Here is a 20,485-nt window from a genome sequence, read left to right on the forward strand (position 1 = left end):
GGGTGTTTCCCCGCTGGAGCCGGCCATCCTAGGCAGTCACAATCGATTGCAGAAATCAACCATTGCAGGGGTTTACCCGCATGCCCATGGACCGCGCCGCGGCCGACACCCTCGCCCACCCCGATCACCAGGCCGAGTTCCTGCTCTACCGGCTCTACCGCATCCACGTCACGGCGGGGCGCAAGGTGGTGCAGATGTGCGACGAGCGCCACGGCATCACGCGGCGCGAATGGCGCGTGCTGTCCTTCCTGGCCGAGAACGAAGGCGTGCCGTCGTCCGAACTGGCCGAGCGCGCCATGCTCGACCGCGCGCGCACCTCGCGCACGCTGACCGCGCTGGCCGACAAGCAACTCATCGAGCGACGCCCCAAACCCAGCGACCGGCGCGAGGTGCACATCTTTCTGAGCGAACGCGGCCGCGCGGTGCATGACGACGTGTTCCCACGCATCGCGGCCATCAACCGCGAACTGGTGGCCGAGCTCAGCGCCGAAGAGCGCGCCGTTCTCGACCGCGCCGTGGCGCGGATCCAGGCCACGGCCGACCGGATGCTGGCCGGCGCGCCGCCGCTGGCGCGCGACAACCCGGACGACGAGCCCTGAGCTCGCCGGGGCCGGCCCCTCAGACCGGGTGCTTGCGCAGCAGCGCCGCGCGTTGCTCGAATTCTTCGGGTGTGATGTCGCCGCTGGCCAGGCGGCGTTTCAGGATGTCCATCGGGGTGTCGGGCGGGGTCGGACCTTGTGACGCGTCACGCGACGTGCCGCTGTTGCGCAAGACCAGGAACACCCCCACACCGATGACCAGCCAGACGAGCCACCAACCCAGGTGCATGCCGGCCATGTAGCCGTGGTCGTAGAACATTGCCGACTCCTTTGCTGCAAGGGCAGCTGTCGGTCACTGTCACGCCCTGCCCACCTGCGTGGTGTGAGGCGTGAGCGACCGAAGCATGCTAGGTCGGTCGCTTGTCGGTGTGTTGACCTGGATCAAGCGAGGGCTGTGCCCCGGTGCCTGTGCAGATGCGCCTCACGGCCTGAATGCCGGACGTGCGCCTGGATCTTCGTCGCTGCCCTGGGTTGGCCGGGCAGCCGATCTGGGGTGGACGGTCACTTCAGCGTTTGCCGCTGCCCCGCACCATCACCACCACCATCGTCACCACCGTCAGTGGCACGACGAAGCTGAGCATCACGGTGGAGAACGCGCTCAGCGCTGCCGCGTGGTGCTGGGCCGCCAGCACCAGGTAGGTGGTGTAGGCGAGGTAGTAGCCGACGAACACGGCACCTTCCCAGCGCGCGATCTCCCGGCCGCTGATGAACACCGGCAGGCAGGCCAGCGACACCGCTACCATCACCCACAGGTCGAAGTGCAGCACCGGCGCTGGAACCTGCAGACCCTGGCTGCCGGCCACCAGGCCCGAGATGCCGATACAGCCCAGGATGTTGAACGTGTTGCTGCCGACCACGTTGCCCACGGCCATGTCGCGCTCGCCCTTGAAAGCGGCCATCAGCGAGGTGGCGATCTCGGGCATGGAGGTGCCCAGCGCCACCACGGTGAGGCCGATCACCACGTCGGACTGCCCCAGCATTTGCGCGAAGGCCACGGCGGCGTGCACCAGCGCCTGTGCGCCGCCCACCAGCAGGGCCATGCCAGCGGCGATCAGCAGCAACTGCACCCACCAGCGTGCATCCCAGGCGCCGGTTTTCGCTGGGGCCACGCCGGTGTCGTAACTGCCACCGGCGCCGCTACCGGCGCGGCGCGACTGCACGATGAGAAAGACGGTGTAGGCCACCATACCCGCGCACAGCACCGCGGCTTCGTACCAGCGGACGGTGCCATCGATGGCGAACACCAGCAGCAGCACGGCCGCGCCGATCATGATGGGCGCTTCCTGGCGGATCAGCTGCACGTTGACCGCCAGTGGCGTGATCACGGCCGACACGCCCAGGATCAGCAGCACGTTGAGCACGTTGGAGCCGACCACGTTGCCGATGGCGATGTCGGTCTGGCCGCTGGCCACCGCGCCGACCGAGACCGCCAGCTCGGGCGCACTGGTGCCGAAGGCGACGATGGTCAGGCCCACCACCAGTGGCGACAGGCCAAAGGAAAGCGCCAGCTTCGAGGCGCCGCGCACCAGCAGCTCGGCGCCCGCTATCAGCCCCGCGATGCCGGCCGCGAAGATCAACAGGTTGGTCATGGGGCGCAGTATCGCGCGCCCGCATGACAGGGCGGCGCAGGCGGACTCAGGCCGGCACGGCCTGGTCGTATTCGCCGCGTGCGGGGTAGTCCTTGGCGATGGCGAAGTCCACCGCGGCCAGCAGCTCGTCGAAGTGCGGGCGTGCGAACGGCATGGTCTGCACGGCGCCGTAGTACAGCGTGCCGTCCGGTCGCACCAGATAGACCGCCGGCTCCGAGAACAAGGCGGGCTCCTCGATGCCGATCGAGGTGGTGCCGCGCGAGGTGCTGATGTACAGGCCCCATTGGCGCGCCAGGCTCAGCGGCAGGCTGTGCGCAAACGGCAGGTCGGGGGCGCGCACCTTGTCGGCCATGCCTTGCGCGCGCTCGGCGGTGTCGCTGGAGACGGCGACCACGCGCACGCCGCGTTGCACGAAGTCGGGCAACAGGCGACCGAGTTCGAGCAGGTACTTGTGGCAGATGGGACAGTGCAGGCCGCGGTAGAACACCACCAGGGTGAAGCGCTCGGGCACCGATTGCATCAGGTCGAAGTCGCCGTGCGCAAGCGTGGGCAGTTGCAGCGGGGGCACTGGCTGGCGCGGCATCAGGACGCTGGGGGTCATGGGGGTCTCCGTGGGTGGCCTGTGAAGGCGCGCACTGTAGGCCGCTCGCGCTGGCGCGGCTTGCCTTGCAGATTTGGGCCCACCTGCCGCAGGGCAATTGGTCCGCCACGCTGCAGCGCAGGCGCCGATAATGCAGGGCTGCCCCGGTGGTCGTTGCGCGCGCAACCATTTCGCCGGCCCTTGCTGGCGACAACCGTGCCGATCCCCTGAGTCGGCGCTGCACCCGGTTGCGTTCGCCACATCGGGCCGTGCCGCCACCGGCTTTCATCGTCCCCGACGCTTCGCACTGCCTCACCTGTCGTCCTCGCGCTCACGCGTCGGCAGCGCATTGGCGAAGCCGTCGCACTGGAGGAGAAGAACGCATGGAACTCATGATCTCGGCCGGGTTGATCCTGGCCATCGTGCTCTGGGGGGTCATTGCACCGGCCTCGCTGGGCTCGGCCTTTGACACCGCGCTGTCGGTCATCACGCGAGACTTTGGCTGGTTCTACCTGTGGGTGGTGCTGGGCCTGGTGGTGATGGCGCTGGTGCTGGCCGTCAGCCGCTATGGCGACCTCAAGCTCGGCGGCGAAGACGAAGAGCCCGAGTTCTCGCTGGGCGCCTGGTTCGCCATGCTGTTTGCCGCCGGCATGGGTATCGGCCTGGTGTTCTGGGGTGTGGCCGAGCCGATCTCGCACTACGGCGCGCCGCCCCCCGGCATTGCCCCACACACACCCGAGGCGGCGCACGCGGCCATGCGCTACAGCTTCTTTCACTGGGGCCTGCACCCCTGGGCGGTGTACAGCGTGGTGGCCCTGGCCATTGCCTTCTTCCAGTTCCGCAAGGGCGGCTCGGCCCTGGTGAGCACGGCGGTGCAGTCGCTGCCCTGGCGCTTTGCCAAGGGCCTGGCACCCATGGTCAATGTGCTGGCGGTCATCGCCACCGCGTTCGGCGTGGCCGCCTCGCTTGGCATGGGCGCGCTGCAGATCAACAGTGGCCTGGCCGCGGTGGCAGGCGTACCGGTGGGCGAGGCCTCGCAGGTCGCGATCATCGTGGTGACGACGGTGTTGTTCCTGGCTTCGGCCATCACCGGCGTGGCGCGCGGCATCAAGTGGCTCTCGACCTTCAACCTGATCGTAGCGGCCCTGCTGGCGCTGGCGGTGTTTGTGCTCGGCCCGACGGTGGCGATCATCGACACCTTCACCACCACGCTGGGTAACTACGCCAGCGAGTTCGTGCGCATGAGTCTGCGCATGACGCCGTTCCGCGACAGCGGCTGGGTGGGTGGCTGGACGGTCTTCTACTGGGCCTGGTGGGTGAGCTGGTCGCCCTTCGTGGGCCTGTTCATTGCGCGCGTGTCGCGCGGTCGCAGCATTCGCGAGTTCATCGTCGGCACGGTGCTGGCGCCCACGCTGGCGGCCTTCGTCTGGTTCTCGGTGTTCGGGGGTACGGCGCTCAACCTGGAAATCATGCGCAATGTGCCGATCGCCGAGGCGGTGTCGGCCGATGTGTCGACGGCGCTGTTTGCCCTGTTCGACGTGTTGCCCATGAGCGCCTTGCTCGCCGGCGTGGCCACAGTGCTGGTGCTGGTGTTCTTCGTCACCTCGGGCGATTCGGCCGTGCTGGTGCTGGGCATGATGAGCACGCAGGGCAATCAGAACCCGCCGCCGCGCGTGAAGATCGTCTGGGGTGTGCTGGTGGCCGGCATCGCCATCTCGCTGCTGCTGGCCGGCGGCCTCAAGGCAGTGCAGACCGCCACCATCGTGTTTGCGCTGCCTTTCACCGTGGTGATCGTGCTGATGGCCGTGGCGCTGTGGCGCGGCGTGCGCGAGGACTGGAACGAAGAGCAGCGACAGGAGCGCGCCGTGCGACGACGCATGCGCACCCTGACGCAAGGCGACGCACCGACAGGCCATGGCCATGGGGCACTGACCGGCGCGCAAAGTGCCGAACGCTGACCACCCATGGTCTGTTCTGCGTTGAGCGTTGAGGGTTGAGCGGCCAGACTCGCGGCACCCTCGCGCCCAACGCCCAACGCCCAACGCCCAACGCCCAACGCCCAACGCCCAACGCCACCATGACCCTCGACCTCGCACTGGCCGCTGGCAAGAGCTTCCTCATCGCTTTCGCGGCGCTGTTGCCCATCCTCAACCCGGCCGCCACCGCGCCGATCTTTCTCGGCCTCACGGAAGGCGCGTCTAAGGACACGCGCGCCATGCTGGCGCGGCGCATCGCGCGCAACATGGTGGTGCTGATGGCCGCGAGCATGCTGGTCGGCTCGTACGTGCTGGACTTTTTCGGTCTGTCGCTGCCCATCGTGCGCATCGGCGGCGGTCTGCTGTTGACGGCATCGGCCTGGCGCATGCTGAGCGTGACGCACCACACCGACGACCGCCGCGCCGAACTGGCCGAGGCCTTCACGCCCGAGATGGCCAAGCGCCAGGCGTTTTACCCGCTGACCTTTCCCGTCAGCTGCGGCCCGGGGTCCATCTCGGCGGCCATCACCATCGGTGTGTCGCTGGCCGACGATCGCCTGGCGCTGTCGGTGGCGCACATGGGCGGCGGGCTGCTGGCGCTGGTGGCCATCGGCGTGATCATGTTCCTGTGCTTTCGCTACGCGCAGCACCTGCTCAAACCCCTGGGCGAAGCCGGCTCCATCATCTTTCTGCGCCTGACGGCCTTCATCCTGCTGTGCCTGGGCGTGCAGATCATCTGGGACGGGGTGCGTGAACTGCTGCTGAGTTTGCCCGCGCGTTGAGGGCGTCACGGCGCACCTGCCGGCAGCGGTCCACCCCGCTTCCGCAACCGCCCGCGGGCCGCCATACTGGCGCCCATGCACACCAGCCGACAAGAAGAAGCAGGGGCGAGTCCGCGCACGCGGCTGCTGGCGGTGCTGGTGTTTTGCCTGACCGCGCTGGCGGCGGGCTTGCTCTGGTGGCAGGCGCAACGCACCCAGGCCTTGTTGCGCGAGCAGGTCATCACCGACGCCGAGCGCCGCAGCGTGCACCTGGCCGATGCCATGGCCGGGCAGATGGATGGCCTGCTGGCCCTGGCCGACCTGGAGCTGCACCACCTGCGCGACGCCTGGTTGCAGGACCCGGCGCACTTTGACGACACGGTCAACCATGTGCTCGACGTGCTGCCGGACTCCCTGGCCAGCCACGTCTCGGTGTCCGACGCCCAGGGCGTGCTGGTGTTCAACAGCCTGAGCCAGGAAGGCACCACCCGCATCGACGACAGGGAGCACTTCCGCGCCTTGCGCGAGGGGCCGGATCGCCTGTTCGTGGGCTCGCCCGTGCAGTCGCGCCTGTCGGGCGCCTGGGTTGTTCTGGTGGCGCGGCCCATCGAACGCAACGGCCGGTTCGCGGGCACCTTGCAGATGGCGCTGTCCACCGACTTCCTGGCGCGGCGGCTGGCCACGTTGAGCCTGTCGGGCCACGACATCGTGGCGCTGGTGGGGCGCGACGGGCGGTTTCTGGCGCGCAGTCAGAACAACGTGGCCGCCATGGGCCAGCGGCTGCCACCCGATCGCCCGTTTCTGGCCGACCAGCAGCTGGAGCAGGGCGCCTTTCATGTGGTCGGACAGCTCGACGGCCTGGCGCGCACCTACGGCTGGCGGCGCACTGGTACGGGAGGGCTGGTGGTGGCCGTGGGCTTGGCCGATGACGACGTGATGGCGCCGCTGCAGCCGGCCCTGACGCGTGCACGCAACCTGGCCGCCGGCCTGACTTTCCTGGTCGTGGCGGGTGGCGCCTTGCTGATCGCCTTGCTGTTGCGCCTGGCGCGCGACCAGGCGCAGGCCGACACGGCCAGGGCGCTGCGCTACCGATTGTTCGACAGTTCACCGGTGTCGTTGGTGGTGCTGGACCCGCAGACCATGACCCTGGTTGACTGCAACGACGCAGCCGCGCGCCTGTATGGGTTTGCCAGCCGGCAGGACGTGTTGGGACGCAAGGGGTTGGAGGTGTCGGCGCCCGTGCAATACGACGGCATGCCCTCGGAAGAGGCCGCGCGGCAGTGGGTCGAACGTGCACTCGCCACCGGTTCCGTGGTGTTCGAGTGGCTGCATCAGCGCCCCGATGGCGTGCAGTGGGACGCCGAGGTGCAACTCTCGCGCTTCGAGCTGCGCGGGCGCGCCATGCTGCAGTTTGCGTTGATCAACACCACGGCGCGGCGCCAGGCCGAATCGGCGCTGCGGGCCAGCGAAGCGCGGCTCAAAGAGGCGCAGCGCATTGCGGGCGTGGGTAGCTGGGAGTTTGACCTGCGCACACAGCACGTGAGCTGGTCCGACGAGCTGTTCCGGATCTTCGAGCTCGACCCGTCGGTGGCCACCGCGTCGTATGCCACCTTCATTGCCTGCGTGCATCCCGATGATCGCGCCGCGGTCAACCGTGCCTACCGCACCTCCGTCGAGCAGCGCAAGCCGCATGACGTGGTGCACCGCCTGCTCATGCCGGACGGCCGGGTGAAGTTCGTGCGCGAGACCGGGTTCACCGAGTTCGTGGGCGGTGAAGCGCGCCGCAGCGTCGGCACGGTGCAGGACATTACGCTGGTGCGCGATGCAGAGGACCGCCTGCGCCGCCTCAACGAGGAGCTGGAAGACCGGGTGGCCGAGCGCACGCGCGAACTGTCGCAGCTCAACCGCGAGCTGGAGGCCTTTGCCTATAGCGCCTCGCACGACCTGCGCACGCCGTTGCGCACCATCAACGGCTACGCGGCGCTGTTGGCCGATGACCTGAAAGACAAGCTCGACGACGGCACGCGTGCGCTGCTGGACCGCATCCGCCAGGCCGCCAACCGCATGGGCCAGCTCATCGACGCCATGCTGTCGCTGGCGCGCGTGAACCGGGGCGAACTCAAGCCCGAGCAGGTCGACGTGAGCGCCATGGCCCGTGCGCTGCTGGCGGAGCTGAAGGCCGACGAGCCGGCGCGCACGGTGCGTTGCCACGTGGACGATGGCCTGAGCGCCTGGGCCGACGCCGACCTGCTGCACGCGGTGCTGCAGAACCTGATCGGCAACGCCTGGAAGTACACCCGGCGCACCAGCGACCCCGAGATCCGCATCGAACGGGTGATCACGGATGGCGACGAAGACGTGTTCTGTGTGATCGACAACGGGGCGGGTTTCGACATGCAGTTTGCCCACCAGTTGTTCGAACCCTTCAAGCGGCTGCACGCGCCCAATGACTTCGAGGGCACGGGCGTGGGCCTGGCCACCGTCAAGCGCGTGGTCGAGCGCCACGATGGCTGGCTGCGCGGCGAGGGGTCTGTCGGGCGAGGCGCGCGCTTTTGCGTGGGTCTGCCGCGCCGCGTCGACCCGATGTGACGCGCGGGCGGTTCACGCAAGCCAGGCTTCAGGCCGGCGCGCCGCTTTCGCCGGTGGCGCTGGACGCGCCGTTGGGCCGCTGGTGCGATGCGTCTGCCGTCGCAGCGGCCAGCATCGTCGGGGCGATGTCGAGTGTGCTGCGAACGCCCAGGTCGCCGCGGTGCTGGTCGAGCCAGGCCTCGGCCGCTTCGCGACCCTGGCGGAACAGGCGATCGAGAAAGGCCGGGTCGGTGCGGGTCTTGCTGGTGGCGCCCAGGTCGGCCAGCCACTGACCCCCGTCGACGCGGTGCAAGCGCAGCGTGGCCAGGCGGCGAAACACCGGGTTGCGCAACTGGCGCGCAGCCCAGCCTTCGGCGGCCAGCAGCTCCTTGAGGGTGCCGATAGAGCGCAGCTCGCGCAGCAGGCTGGCGTTGAAGGTGACTTCGTTGATGCGGTCGAGGATGTCGCCGGCCTGGCGGGGCAGCTCGGCGCGCTCGCGCGGGTTGATCTGCACCACCAGCAGGTCGTCGGCCGGGCTGTCGAGCACCAGCGGCAGCAGCGAGGGGTTGCCTGCGTAGCCGCCGTCCCAGTAGGCCTCGCCCTCGATTTCGACCGCCTGGAACAACAGCGGCAGGCAGGCCGAGGCCAGCACCACGTCGGCGCTGAGCTCGTGCTGGTCGAAGACCCGCAGCTCGCCGGTGCGCACACGCGTGGCCGCGATGAACAAGCGGGTCTTGTCGCAGCCGCGCACGCGGTCGAAGTCGACGGTGTCGAGCAGGATGCGGCGCAGCGGGTTGAGGTTGAGCGGGTTGAGCTGGTAGGGCGAGACCTGCGTGCCCAGCCACTGCGTCATGTCGCGCAAGGGGGCCAGCCAGGGGTTGCCGGCGTCCAGCCAGGCCAGCGGCGCAGTGGGCACGGCGCCGAAGGGTGAGAGCTCACCGACCCGGCCCCAGAAGCGTTGCAAGGTCTCGCGTGCGCCCTGACGCCCGCCCTGCATCAGGCCGGCCGCCAGCGCCACGGCGTTCATGGCGCCGGCGCTGGTGCCGCTGATGCCGGCGATCTCCAGCGACTCGTCTTCGAGCAGGCGATCGAGCACGCCCCAGGTGAAGGCGCCGTGGGAACCCCCGCCCTGCAGGGCAAGGTCCAGGCGAAGCAGGTTGGATCGGGCCATGGGCGGTATTGTTGCACTGCAGCAATTCCCCTGGGGTGACAGTTGGTGAGCGGCGACAATCGCGGGCCACATGGACACCCGCACCCCCGATCAGCCCGAATCACCCCAGCCCGAAGGACCGCTGGCGCGCGAAGCGCTGGCGCTGGCCGCGTTCGATCACGTGGTGGCGCGCGCACCGGGTTTCCGGGCCCGGGACGGGCAGCGCGAAATGGCGGCGTTCATCGCAGAGACGCTGGCCGGTGTGAAGCTGGGCGATGACGCCGTCTCCAGCGAGGCGGGCATGCCCGATCGCGGCATCGCGGTGGTGCAGGCCGGCACCGGCGTCGGCAAATCGGCCGCCTACGCGGCCACGGTCATTCCCCTGGCGCTGGCCCAGGACCGGCGCGTGCTGATCAGCACCGCCACCGTTGCGCTGCAGGAGCAGCTCATCGCCAAGGACCTGCCGGCGCTGTCGGCGCTGATGCCACAGCCGTTCTCGTACGCGCTGGCCAAAGGGCGTGGGCGCTACGTGTGCCGCCTCAAACTCGACCAGCTGGCCTCGGGCGACGAAGCGGGCGCGGACCTGTTCGACGGCGAAGCGACGGCCAGCCCCCGCGGCGACAGCGCCCAACGCAGCCAGCGCTACGCGCAATGGACCATCGCGCTTGACCAGGGCGACTGGGACGGCGACCGCGATCGGCTGAGCGAGCCCCCCGAGCCGGACGAGTGGGCCCCGGTGGCGGCCGAGCGCCACACCTGCACCGCGCGGCATTGCCCGGCCTACAACAGCTGCAGCTACTACCAGGCACGCAACCGCCTGGCCCACGCCAACGTGATCGTGGTGAACCACGATCTGCTGCTGTCCACGCTGGGCCTGCACGCCCTGCCCAAACCGCAGGACTGCTACGTGGTGCTCGACGAGGCGCACCACCTGCCCGACGTGGCGCAGGGCCAGTTCACCGCCCACATGGACCTGATGCACAGCGGCTGGCTCGACCGCCTGCCCAAGGCCTTCGACGAGGTGGCGCGCGCCATTGCCCACGCGCACGGGCTGGACATCGCCGACGCCGCGCGCGGCGCCAAGGCGGCGCTGGCCGACCTGGCCCGGCTCGGCATGGCCGCGGTGGGGCCAGCGGTGCGCGACCTGGCTTCCGAGGCGCCACCGCTCACCCACCGCTTCGATGCGGGTGGCTTGCCGACCGAATGGCTGGAGCCGCTGCGCAGCCTGCAGGCGCACGCAGGTTCGCTGCTCAAGCTGGCCGAGGCCCTGGCCACCCAGCTGCGCGCCAACGCGCGCGACAACCCCGGCGAGGCCACGCGCAGCGCCGAGCATTACGCCCGCGTGGGCCGCTTCGCGCCACGCCTGCAAAGCCTGCACGAGACGGCCACGCTCTGGTTGCAGCCCACCGAAGCCGGCACACCGCCACTGGCCCGTTGGCTGCAGGCCGGCGTGGCGCACGGCATGGTCACGCTCAGCGCGCACGCCTGCCCGCTGCAGCCCGGCAGCCTGTTGCACCACCATCTGTGGCGCCAGGTGCGTGGGGCGGTGGTCACCTCGGCCTCGCTGGTCACCTGCGGCAACTTCAATCACTTTCTGCACGAGGCCGGTCTGGCCTGGGACGCGGCGGTGCGCACGCGCGAAGTGCAAAGCCCCTTCGACCACGCCCGCCAGGGCCGCCTGGTGGTGGTGCAGACCAGCGCCGACCCCAAGGACGTGGACGGCTATACGCGCGAAATGCTTGAGCTCTTGTTGGCCGACCTGCGCGAGGTGCGGCGCGGTGCGCTGGTGCTGTTCACCTCCCGGGCGCAGATGCGCTCGGCCACTTCACTGCTCGAGCGTGGTGAGCACGCCGCGCTGCGCCAGCGCGTGCAGGTGCAGGGCGAGGCGTCGCGCACGGCGCTGCTCAAACGCCACGCGCAGCGCGTGGCCGACGGCGAGCCCGCCATCCTGTTCGGCCTGCAGTCGTTTGGCGAAGGGCTGGACCTGCCGGGCGAGCTGTGCGAATGGGTGTTCATCACCAAGCTGCCCTTTGCATCGCCGAGCGACCCGGTGGGTCAGGCGCGCGCCGACTGGCTCAAGAGCCAGGGGCGCGATCCGTTCAGCGAACTGGTGGTGCCCGCCACCGGCGCGCGCTTGCTGCAGTGGACCGGGCGCGCCCTGCGCACCGAAACCGACGAGGCCACGGTGGTCTGCTACGACGCGCGCCTGCTGCGCCAGGCCTATGGCCGGCGCATGCTGCAAGGCTTGCCGCCCTACCGGCTGCAGCGCCGCCAGGGCGCCGAGCTGCAGGACCTGGCCTGATCGGCGTTGACGCGGATCAACCCAGCGTCAGCGCGCAGCCACGCCGGGTGGTGTCAGCGGCTCGCCCAAGGTGCGACGCCACAACCAGTTGAACGCCGAGGCCACGGCCGGGCGCTCGCCCACGCGGGTGGCGGTGTGGGCGCCATTGGCGCGCTCGCTGGCACTGCCCAGGTCGAAGCGGAAGATGTAGCTGGGCTCCTGGCCCATGCGCAGATCGGTGACCAGCAGGCGATCACCGCGCTCGTGCACGCTGAAGAAGCCGTCGGTGAAGCGCGCGATGCGGCGCAGGTGGGCCGCGTCGTCCTGGTGCCGTTCGAACAGATCGGCACCCCGGTCGTAGGCGCGCCATTCGATGCCGTCGCCACGGTCCAGCAGGGAGCGGTGACCTTCGAGGTAGTGGGTCGGTGTGATCGCCACCAGGCGCCAGAGCACGGTGTTGAACGGGGCCGGCGTGACCAGCAGGTGCTGCACCTCGACGCCTTGCTGCTGCAGCGAGGCGCGCGCGACCTGCGTCACCTGCTGCTGCGCCACCACGCTCCAGACGAGGTAGGCGCTGCTGAGCGCGAGGCCGATGGCGTTGGCCCGCAAACCCGCGGCAGGCGATGCGCGCAAGGCGATGAGCACGCCGATCAGCAAGGGCAGGGTGTAGGCGGGGTCGATGATGAACACGCTGCCCACGCCATAGGCCTCGTCGGTGAACGGGCGCAGCAGTTGCGTGCCGTAGACCGTCATCGCATCGAGCAGCGGGTGGGTAATGAGGGCCAGCCACAGCGCCAGCCACCAACGGCGGAATACGGCTGCTTCGCCATGGATGCGGCTCACCACCCAGGCCAGCAAAGGCGCCGCGAGCGTGAGAAAGAACAGCGCGTGGCTCTCGGCGCGGTGCAGCACCATGTTGAGCACCGCGTCGCCGTGGTCGATGAAGGCGTCGAGGTCGGGCAGCGTGCCGGCCACGCCGCCCCACAGCGCCGCCTTCCAGACGGCGGTGCGCCGGCCCATCGCGGCCACCGCCACGGCCGAGCCGAGCGCAATCTGGGTCAGCGAATCCATGCGTGGATCAGGCCCGCACGACGATGGGGAAGACCGCCCGCAGGCCGTCGCTCACACGCTGAAACGGCACCGTCACCGCGGCGCGGTCGGCCTCGCTCAACCGGCGCCAGATGCCGTCGCGGTCATTGCCGGGGTCGCCCTGCACATAGAGCTGGGTGGTCAGCAGCTCTGCCGTATCCAGGCGCACCTTGACGTGGATGTGGGGTGTGCGGCCGGTATAGGCCACTGGCCGGATGGTGCGGAAGCGGTAGCGCCCTTCGCGATCGACCGCGATCCGACCGAAGCCCTGGAACGCCGGGTCTGCGCGGCCGCCGTCGCCAGGGTGGTGGTAGTGGCCGTCGCTGTCGCATTGCCAGATCTCGACCACGCCGCCTTGCAGCGCACGGCCATCGAGGTCGAGCACCGTGCCTTCGACCCACACGGCGTCGCCTTTGGCGTAGCGCACCTGACCGTTGCGCAGCAGGTCGGCGTCGTGGTCGGCGGGAATCTCGACCGGATAGAACGGACCTTCGGTCTGGCTGGGGGTGGGGCGCAGCGCGGCGGCCCGGGCCAGGCGCTGGGCGAGCAGCCCGGGCAATGCCACGGCGCTGGCGGCGCCGATCAGCAGTCGGCGCCGGCTGGTGGGATGAGAGGTCATGGCTTGAGGGGCAGGGCGATGTGGTGGACGCCGCGGTCGTCGGCACCGGCGGGCGCGGGAACCGTTTGGAAGCCCATGTGCCGCGCGAGTTCCAGCATGCCGCGGTTTTCGTCCAGCACCGTGCCCACCAGGCGCAGGGTGCCATGCTCGCGCAGGCAGCGCACCAGCTTGTCCATCAGGCGCCCGCCCAGGCCCTGGCCCTTGAGGTCGGAGCGCACGATGACGCCGAACTCGGCGTCCTGGTTGTCCGGGTCGGTGATGGCGCGCACCGCACCCAGGGTTTCTTCGCCACCGTCGGGCAGTGCCCGCGTGGCCACGAAGGCGAGCTCGCGGTCGTAGTCGACCTGCGTGAGGCGGGCGAGTTCGCTGGGCTCGATGTGGCGACGGCTGTGGAACACGCGCAGGCGCACGTCCTCCGGGTCCAGCCGCTGCAGAAAGGCCAGGTGTTGCTCGCCGTCGTCGGCCCGGATCGGGCGCAGCGTGATGCGCTCGCCGCGCCAGTCCTGCGCCTCCACCCACTGCTGTGGGTAGGGGCGGATGGCGAAATGCGCGGGCCCGGCCGGGCAGCGCGCGCTCAGGCGCACGCGGGCGTCGAGCGCGATGGCACCGCCCGGGTGGGCCATCAGCGGGTTGATGTCGAGCTCGGCCAGCTCGGGCACATCCACCATCAGCTGCGAGATCGCCACCAGTGTGGTGGCCACGGCATCCAGGTCGGCCGCGGGTTCGTCGCGGTAGCCGTGCATCAGTCGGGCGATGCGGGTGCGATCGATCTGCGCCAGCGCCAGGGCGCGGTTGAGCGGTGGCAGTGCCAGGGCGCGATCGGCCAGCACCTCGACCGCCACGCCGCCGGCGCCGAACAGGATGACCGGGCCGAACACCGGGTCGACGATGGCGCCTGCGATGCATTCGTGCGCGTGTTGCAGCCGCACCATGGGCTGCACGGTGAAGCCGTCCAGGTGCGCGTCGGGGCGTTCGCGTCGCACGCGCTCGAGCATGCTTTGCGCGGCTGCCGCAACCTCCGCCGCGCTGCCGAGGTTCAGGCGCACCCCACCCACGTCGGACTTGTGCGTGATCTCGCGCGAGAGGATCTTGAGCACGGCGGGAAAGCCGGTTCGCGTGGCCGCATCGGCCGCCGCCCGGGCGTCGGGCGCCACCACCTCGGTGGGCACCGTGGGCACACCGGCCGCGGCGAGCAAGGCCTTGGCCTCGGCCTCGGTCAGCCATTCGCGGCCTTCGTCAAGCACGCTGCGCACGATGGCACGCAAGCGGTCGATGTCGGCCTTGGGTGCGTCGGCGCGCAAGGGTGGCGAATGCGGCAGCTCGCGCTGGTGCTGGCGGTAGCGGCTGAGCAGGCCGAAGGCCCGCACCCCGGCCTCTGGCGTGTCGACATCGGGCAGGCCGGCGCTTCGGAACTGTGCACGGGCGCCCGCCACGGCCGGTCCACCGAGCCAGCAGCCAATCAACCGGCGTGGGCGTTCGTTGAGCAGTGGCAGCAGCGCGCGGGCGACGTCGTCGCTGGGCACGATGGCCGTGGGCGCCTGGATGAACAGCACCGTGCTCTGGCGGTCTTGCTGCAGCACGCGCAGCGCGTCCGCGTAACGCGCGGCCGGCGCGTCTCCAATGATGTCCACCGGGTTGTTGCGCGACCAGTTGCCCGGCAGCACGGCATCGAGTGCCTCGCGCGCGGCGGCGTCCAGCTCGGCCAGCGGCACGCCTTCCTGCGCGGCGGCGTCGGCGGCCATCACACCGGCGCCGCCACCGTTGGTGAGCACCAGCAGGCGCTCGCCCACCAGGTCGTCCCGGTGCGCCAGGGTTTCGGCGGCCAGGAACAGGTCATCGAGCGTGGCCACACGCAGCAGGCCGGCGCGGGCAATGGCGGCGTCGAACACCGCGTCGGACGCAGCCAGTGCGCCGGTGTGTGAAGCGGCCGCGCGCGCACCGGCCTGCGAGCGCCCGGCCTTGACCAGGATCACCGGCTTGTTGCGCGAGGCCGCACGCGCCGCCGACAGAAACTTGCGCGGCGCATCGATGCTTTCGATGTAGAGCAGGATGGCGCGGGTGTGCGGGTCGCTGCCCAGGTAGTCGAGCAGGTCACCGAAATCCACGTCAGCGCGCTCGCCCAGCGAGACGAAATGCGAGAAGCCGATGTCGCGCGCGGCGGCCCAGTCCAGCAAGGCCGTGACCAGCGCACCCGATTGCGACAGAAAGGCCAGTGAGCCCGGTTGGGCGCCCACGTGCGCGAAGCTGGCGTTGAGGCGATGGTGTGGCGAGAGCAGACCGATGCCGTTGGGCCCCAGGATGCGCAGCGTGTGCACGCGCGCCGCGTCGAGCATGGCCTGCTTCTGTTCGTGGCTGAGGCCGGCGGTGATGACCACGGCGGCCCGGGTGCCCCGCTCACCGAGCTCGGCGATGAGCCCGGCCACTGAGGCCGGCGGTGTGCAGATGACGGCGAGGTCCGGCGCCTCGGGCAATGCACGCACGCTGGGCCACACCGGTTCACTGTCAATCTGCGTGTGGCGCGGGTTCACCGCGTAGCGTTGACCGGCGAAGCCGCCAGCGCGCAGGTTGCGCCACACCGTGGCACCCACGCTGCCCGGGCGTGGCGTGGCGCCGATCACCGCCACCGATGTCGGCGCAAACAGCGCGTCGAGGTGGCGGATGCTCATGGGCGCTCAGCCGTCCTTGCGCTGAGACGCCATCCAGGCGATGAGCGACGAGCGCATGGCTTCTTCGACCGACATCTCGATCGGCGTGACCCAGCTGCGGGGCACGAACAGGGTGTAGCCACCGATCATGTAACCCATGGGCAGGTACACCGCCACCTGGTCCAGCTCGCCCAGCACGCCCGGCATGCCCTCGAACGACTGGCGCGTGACCAGACCGACGATCGAGGCTTCGCCGTCCGGCATGCGCAGCAGCACCACCTGTTGCTGCGGCTCGGCGTGCGGCGCGAAATAGTCGGCGAAGTTCTTCAGCGACGAATAGATGCTCTTGACCACCGGCAGGTTGGTAAAGGGCAGCTCCAGCCAGGCCAGCAACCTGGCAATGCCGGGCTGAGACACCAGCACGCCGAGTCCGAAGATCAGGCCGGCCACCAGCACGATGCCCAGCCCGGGCAGGTAGAAGTCACCGACGAAGGGGTGGATGAGGCTGCGGGCCACCGATTCCGTCCACGCCACGAACAGGTACAGCGCGTACAGGGTCAGCGCCACCGGCAGGAAGGTGATCAGGCCGCGCAGGAAGTACTGGGTGATGCGTGATTTCATGGTGTGGGCAAGGGGCGCAGGGAGAATAGCAGCCACCCGTGACGGTGACGGAGCGATGGACGGTGCTTGCAAGGGCCGCACCAGGCCTCAGGTGATCGCTTCCCTCACTGCCGGAACTCCCGTGACCGCACCCACTCTGTCCCCCATGGATGCCATTGCCGATTTTCTGGGCCAACTGGGCCGCACCGTTCTGCGCCTCGCGTTGGCCCTGGCCGCCGCCGTGTTCCTGATGAGCCTGCTGGTGGCCTCGCTGGTGGTCGTGGCGGGTGTCTCGCTCTGGTCTCTGGTCACCGGTCGCAAACCCGCGCCAATGGTGCTGTTTGGCCGCATGCGCGAGCGTTCGCGCCAGGCCAGCCAGGGCGTGTGGCGTGGCCAGGCCGGCACGGCGCGCCAGGCCGATGTGGTCGACGTCGAGGCCCGCGAGGTGGACGACGACCGAAGCGGCCGTCAGTCCTGATCGGGCGCCGCGTCCTGCCCTTTTCGCGCCAGCGCGGCGTCGTACAGCGCATTGCGCGCGGCACCGGTGATCTGGGCCGCCAGCTTGACGGCGGCCTTGGTGGGCAGCTGCGCCAGCAACAGATCGAGCACGCGAAGCGTGTGGGTGTCCAGCGCGGCGTCTGCGTCGGTGGTTGCCGCGTGGCCGTGCACCAGCATCGCGAATTCGCCCCGCAGGCGCGACGGGTTTTGCGCCAGCCAGCCGGGCAGATCGGCGGCCTCGAGGCTGGCCACTTCTTCGAACTGCTTGGTCAGTTCGCGGCCGACCGTGACGCGACGCGCGCCCAGCCGATCGGCCAGCGACCGGGCCAGTGCCTCCATGCGGTGCGGTGATTCCAACAGCACGCTGGCTTGCGGGTCGTCGGCCAGGTCCTGCAGCGCATGCTCGCGCTCGGCACCTTTGGCCGGCAGAAAACCCACGAAGCGAAAGCGCCCGTCCTCGCCGTGCCAGCCGCCCACGCTGAGCAGCGCAGTGACGCTGCTGGCGCCGGGCACGGGGATGCAGCGCAGGCCGGCGGCCAGCACTTCGGCGGCCAGCCGCGCGCCCGGATCGCTCACACCGGGCGTACCAGCGTCGCTGACATAGACCACGCGCTCGCCCACGCGCAAGCGCGCCAGCACGGCCTGCGCGGCCTCGCGCTCGTTGTGCTCATGGGCCGCAATCAGCGGTTTGTGCAGGGCGTAACCCTGCAGCAGCTGGGCGGTGTGTCGGGTGTCCTCGCAGGCCACGGCATCGGCCAGGTCCAGCACGTGCAGGCCCCGCAGGCTGATGTCGGCGCGGTTGCCGATGGGGGTGGCCAGCATGTACAGCGCGCCCTGCGGATAATGCTGCGCCCCCGCCGCCTGGCGCGCGACGGTGAGCAGATCGAGGGAGGGGAGGGACACGTGTGGGGCTTCTTTGACAAACGCGCCGCGGGCACTTCGCGCCTGGCGGGGCAGCAGGCCGAGGACATCGCGCTGGCCTTGTTGCGCCGGGCCGGCCTCGAGCTGGTGGCGCGCAACTTCAAGACGCCAGGGCGCGGCGGAGGCGAGATCGACCTGATTATGCGGGAGCGTGACGGCACGCTGGTCTTCGTTGAGGTGCGCCAACGCAAGGGTTCGGGGCACGGTGGCGCGGGCGCCAGCATCGGTGTCACCAAGCAGCGACGCATCGTGCTGGCCGCACGGCACTTTCTGGCGCAAATGCGGTCCATGCCTGCATGCCGCTTCGACGCCGTGCTGTTCGAGGGTGATGCTGCGCCGCGCTGGCTGCGCGCTGCTTTCGATGCCGATGTCGCTTTTTGATACGAACCTCGCCGCTATCATCGCCCCATGCTTTTGCAGCGCATCCAGCAGTTGTTCATCGACAGCGCCGACCTGAAATACCAGTCCGCGCCGCAACTGGCACCGCAAGTGGAGGCCGCTGTCTCGGCCTTGCTGGCCGGCCTCACCGGCGGGGGCAAGGTGCTCACCTGTGGCAACGGCGCCGGCGCCGCACTGGCGCAGCAGTTTGCCGCGCACATCCTGGGTCGGCATGAGCGTGATCGCCCCGGCCTGGCGGCGTTTTCTCTGGCCGCCAACGCGGCGGTGATCACTGGCATTGCCAGCGACTTCGATGGCCGTCAGGTGTATGCGCGGCAGGTGCACGCGCTTGGGCTGGCCGGTGATGTGCTGCTCGTGGTGGGCGGCGATGGCCAGGCGGGCAATCTGGTGGCCGCGGTGGAAGCCGCCCACGAGCGCGACATGACCGTGATCGCGCTCACCGGTGCCAAAGGTGGTCAGCTCGCCGGCTTGCTGCGCGACACCGACGTGCTCGTGTGTGTGCCCAACGATCAACCGTCGCGGGTGCTCGAAGTGCACCTGCTCATCCTTCACTGCCTGGCCGACGGGCTCGACGCCCAGCTACTGGGTCTGCCAGACACCCCTTCGAACGAAACGGAGAACCCCGCATGAAGTCCCAGCAACTGATTCGCCTTGGTGCCGCCAGCCTGTCGGTGGTGGCCCTGTCCATGGCCCTGTCGGGCTGTGCGCCCTTGATCATTGGTGGCGCCGCCGTGGGGGGGACCCTGATGGCGGTGGACCGTCGCAGCTCCGGTGCGCAGATCGACGATCAGGCCATCGAGTTGCGCGCCAACAACCGCCTCACAGACCAGCTGGGGGGGCGGGCCAATGTGTACGTGACCAGCTACAACCGCCAGGTCTTGCTGACGGGTGAGGTGGCCAGCGAGGCAACGAGGCTTGATGCCGAGCGCATCGTCTCGGGCGTTGACAACGTGCGCAGCGTGGTCAACGAACTGAAAGTGATGAATTCGCCGGGCATCACGCAACGCACCTCGGACTCGCTCATCACCGGTCGCGTCAAAGCGGGCCTCGTCGACGCGCGCGACCTGCCGGTCACCGGTATCAAGGTGACCACGACGAACAACGTGGTCTACCTGATGGGGCGCGTGACCGCACGCGAATCCGAGCGCGCCACGGAAATCGCACGCAATGTGGACGGCGTGCAGCGCGTGGTGCGGGTGTTCGAGATCCTGACCGAAGACGAGCTGGCCCGTCTGGCGCCGCCGCCGGCTGCACCCGTCACCACCGGCAGCCCGGCACCCGCGCCCGCCGCGGCGCCTGCGCCGGCCGCGCCGCGGCAGTAAGGTCGGCGCTGCTCAGCGCAGCCGCTTGACCAGACTGGAGGTGTCGAAGCGGTTGCCGCCCATGGCCTGCACGTCGGCGTAGAACTGGTCCACCAGGGCGGTCACCGGCACGCGTGCGCCATTGCGACGGGCTTCGTCGAACACCAGGCCCAGGTCCTTGCGCATCCAGTCCACCGCGAAGCCGAAGTTGAACTGATCGGCCACCATGGTCTTGCCGCGGTTGTCCATCTGCCAGCTCTGGGCCGCGCCCTTGCCGATCACCTCCAGCACCTGGGTCATGTCCAGCCCGGCCTTTTGCCCGAAGGCAATGGCCTCGCTCAGGCCCTGCACCAGGCCTGCAATGGCGATCTGGTTGACCATCTTGGCCAGCTGGCCGGCCCCGCTCTCCCCGAGCCGCGTGAAGGCCCGCGCGAAGGCCATGCCCACCGGGCGAACGGCGTCAAAGGCCGCCGCATCGCCCCCGCACATGACCGTCAACAGCCCGTTCTGCGCGCCGGCCTGGCCACCGGACACCGGGGCGTCGACAAAGTGCAGGCCCAGGGCGCTGGCGGCGCCATGCAGTTCGCGCGCCACATTGGCCGACGCCGTGGTGTGGTCCACCAGCACGGCACCCGGCTTCATGCCGGCCAGCGCGCCGTCGGCGCCCAGCACCACCGAGCGCAGGTCGTCATCGTTGCCCACGCAGCAGAACACGATCCCGGCGCCCGCCGCCGCCTCGCGCGGCGTGGCCGCCGCGCGGCCGTCGAACTCCTTCGTCCAGGCGCTGGCCTTGGCCGCGCTGCGGTTGTAGACCGTGACCGAATGGCCGGCCTTGGCGAGGTGACCCGCCATGGGAAAGCCCATGACGCCAAGGCCCAGGAAGGCGACGGTCTGGGACGGAACAGGTTC

General features: G+C 69.8%; 19 protein-coding genes. 9 read left to right on the forward strand and 10 right to left on the reverse strand.

Annotated elements, in window-relative coordinates; all coding sequences use genetic code 11:
• Positions 1-80: 80 nt before the first annotated feature.
• Positions 81-599 (forward strand): MarR family winged helix-turn-helix transcriptional regulator, encoded by a 519-nt coding sequence (locus KF871_RS02790; protein WP_291137977.1) that lies wholly within the window; start codon positions 81-83, stop codon positions 597-599.
• Between the two features lie 19 nt (positions 600-618).
• Here the strand turns inward: KF871_RS02790 and KF871_RS02795 are convergent, their stop codons facing one another.
• The 3 genes from KF871_RS02795 to KF871_RS02805 form a co-directional block, all read right to left on the reverse strand.
• A complete protein-coding gene (locus tag KF871_RS02795; RefSeq protein WP_291137979.1) occupies positions 619-858 on the reverse strand; it encodes an SHOCT domain-containing protein in 240 nt (79 codons plus the stop codon).
• Between the two features lie 247 nt (positions 859-1,105).
• On the reverse strand, positions 1,106-2,188 hold the full coding sequence (locus KF871_RS02800) for a calcium/sodium antiporter (RefSeq protein ID WP_291137980.1): 1,083 nt from the start codon (positions 2,186-2,188) through the stop codon (positions 1,106-1,108).
• Between the two features lie 46 nt (positions 2,189-2,234).
• Positions 2,235-2,789 (reverse strand): peroxiredoxin-like family protein, encoded by a 555-nt coding sequence (locus KF871_RS02805; RefSeq protein WP_291137982.1) that lies wholly within the window; start codon positions 2,787-2,789, stop codon positions 2,235-2,237.
• Between the two features lie 362 nt (positions 2,790-3,151).
• Here KF871_RS02805 and KF871_RS02810 point away from each other — a divergent pair, with 362 nt between their 5' ends.
• The 3 genes from KF871_RS02810 (at position 3,152) to KF871_RS02820 (ending at position 8,094) form a co-directional block, all read left to right on the forward strand.
• Positions 3,152-4,726, forward strand: a complete 1,575-nt coding sequence (locus KF871_RS02810) for a BCCT family transporter (protein WP_291137984.1) — start codon at positions 3,152-3,154, stop codon at positions 4,724-4,726.
• Positions 4,727-4,845: 119 nt separating this feature from the next.
• Positions 4,846-5,526: a MarC family protein gene (locus KF871_RS02815; RefSeq protein WP_291137987.1), complete on the forward strand. Its 681-nt coding sequence runs from the start codon at positions 4,846-4,848 to the stop codon at positions 5,524-5,526.
• Between the two features lie 75 nt (positions 5,527-5,601).
• Positions 5,602-8,094, forward strand: coding sequence for an ATP-binding protein (locus KF871_RS02820; protein WP_291137990.1), 2,493 nt, complete (start codon positions 5,602-5,604; stop codon positions 8,092-8,094).
• 28 nt (positions 8,095-8,122) lie between these two features.
• On the opposite strand, the gene KF871_RS02825 is transcribed toward KF871_RS02820, so the two are convergent.
• Entirely contained in the window at positions 8,123-9,244 is a 1,122-nt protein-coding gene (locus KF871_RS02825; RefSeq protein ID WP_291137993.1) for a patatin-like phospholipase family protein, read from the reverse strand.
• 70 nt (positions 9,245-9,314) lie between these two features.
• On the opposite strand from KF871_RS02825, the gene dinG reads away from it, so the two are divergent.
• Positions 9,315-11,525: an ATP-dependent DNA helicase DinG gene (gene dinG / locus KF871_RS02830; RefSeq protein ID WP_291137996.1), complete on the forward strand. Its 2,211-nt coding sequence runs from the start codon at positions 9,315-9,317 to the stop codon at positions 11,523-11,525.
• A 27-nt stretch (positions 11,526-11,552) separates the two neighbouring features.
• Here dinG and KF871_RS02835 read toward each other — a convergent pair whose 3' ends face one another.
• The 4 genes from KF871_RS02835 to KF871_RS02850 are packed head-to-tail and all read right to left on the reverse strand — an operon-like array spanning position 11,553 to position 16,478.
• Positions 11,553-12,575: a metal-dependent hydrolase gene (locus KF871_RS02835; RefSeq protein WP_291137999.1), complete on the reverse strand. Its 1,023-nt coding sequence runs from the start codon at positions 12,573-12,575 to the stop codon at positions 11,553-11,555.
• A 7-nt stretch (positions 12,576-12,582) separates the two neighbouring features.
• Positions 12,583-13,212 (reverse strand): protocatechuate 3,4-dioxygenase, encoded by a 630-nt coding sequence (locus tag KF871_RS02840; RefSeq protein WP_291138002.1) that lies wholly within the window; start codon positions 13,210-13,212, stop codon positions 12,583-12,585.
• Positions 13,209-15,878, reverse strand: a complete 2,670-nt coding sequence (locus KF871_RS02845; protein WP_291138005.1) for a bifunctional acetate--CoA ligase family protein/GNAT family N-acetyltransferase — start codon at positions 15,876-15,878, stop codon at positions 13,209-13,211. Before KF871_RS02845 ends, KF871_RS02840 begins: the two co-directional genes overlap by 4 nt.
• A 6-nt stretch (positions 15,879-15,884) precedes the next feature.
• Positions 15,885-16,478 (reverse strand): DUF502 domain-containing protein, encoded by a 594-nt coding sequence (locus KF871_RS02850; protein WP_291138008.1) that lies wholly within the window; start codon positions 16,476-16,478, stop codon positions 15,885-15,887.
• A gap of 121 nt (positions 16,479-16,599) precedes the next feature.
• Here KF871_RS02850 and KF871_RS02855 point away from each other — a divergent pair, with 121 nt between their 5' ends.
• Complete coding sequence (locus KF871_RS02855; RefSeq protein ID WP_291138011.1) at positions 16,600-16,935, forward strand: hypothetical protein; 336 nt, start codon at positions 16,600-16,602, stop codon at positions 16,933-16,935.
• On the opposite strand, the gene rsmI is transcribed toward KF871_RS02855, so the two are convergent.
• Positions 16,926-17,777, reverse strand: a complete 852-nt coding sequence (gene rsmI / locus KF871_RS02860; RefSeq protein ID WP_291138032.1) for a 16S rRNA (cytidine(1402)-2'-O)-methyltransferase — start codon at positions 17,775-17,777, stop codon at positions 16,926-16,928. The two genes, KF871_RS02855 and rsmI, sit on opposite strands and share 10 nt — an antisense overlap.
• 81 nt (positions 17,778-17,858) lie before the next feature.
• Here rsmI and KF871_RS02865 point away from each other — a divergent pair, with 81 nt between their 5' ends.
• The 3 genes from KF871_RS02865 to KF871_RS02875 are packed head-to-tail and all read left to right on the forward strand — an operon-like array spanning position 17,859 to position 19,597.
• Positions 17,859-18,257 (forward strand): YraN family protein, encoded by a 399-nt coding sequence (locus tag KF871_RS02865; RefSeq protein WP_291138014.1) that lies wholly within the window; start codon positions 17,859-17,861, stop codon positions 18,255-18,257.
• 27 nt (positions 18,258-18,284) lie between these two features.
• On the forward strand, positions 18,285-18,905 hold the full coding sequence (locus tag KF871_RS02870; protein WP_291138017.1) for an SIS domain-containing protein: 621 nt from the start codon (positions 18,285-18,287) through the stop codon (positions 18,903-18,905).
• The gene (locus KF871_RS02875; protein WP_291138020.1) at positions 18,902-19,597 is read left to right on the forward strand and encodes a BON domain-containing protein; all 696 of its coding nucleotides are present in this window, start codon (positions 18,902-18,904) and stop codon (positions 19,595-19,597) included. Before KF871_RS02870 ends, KF871_RS02875 begins: the two co-directional genes overlap by 4 nt.
• 12 nt (positions 19,598-19,609) lie before the next feature.
• On the opposite strand, the gene KF871_RS02880 is transcribed toward KF871_RS02875, so the two are convergent.
• Positions 19,610-20,485 (reverse strand): NAD(P)-dependent oxidoreductase (locus KF871_RS02880; RefSeq protein WP_291138023.1); only part of this gene is annotated, 876 nt, incomplete at its 5' end.

This window comes from Hydrogenophaga sp. (genome assembly GCF_019635465.1).
In the GTDB taxonomy this organism is placed as follows: domain Bacteria; phylum Pseudomonadota; class Gammaproteobacteria; order Burkholderiales; family Burkholderiaceae_C; genus Hydrogenophaga.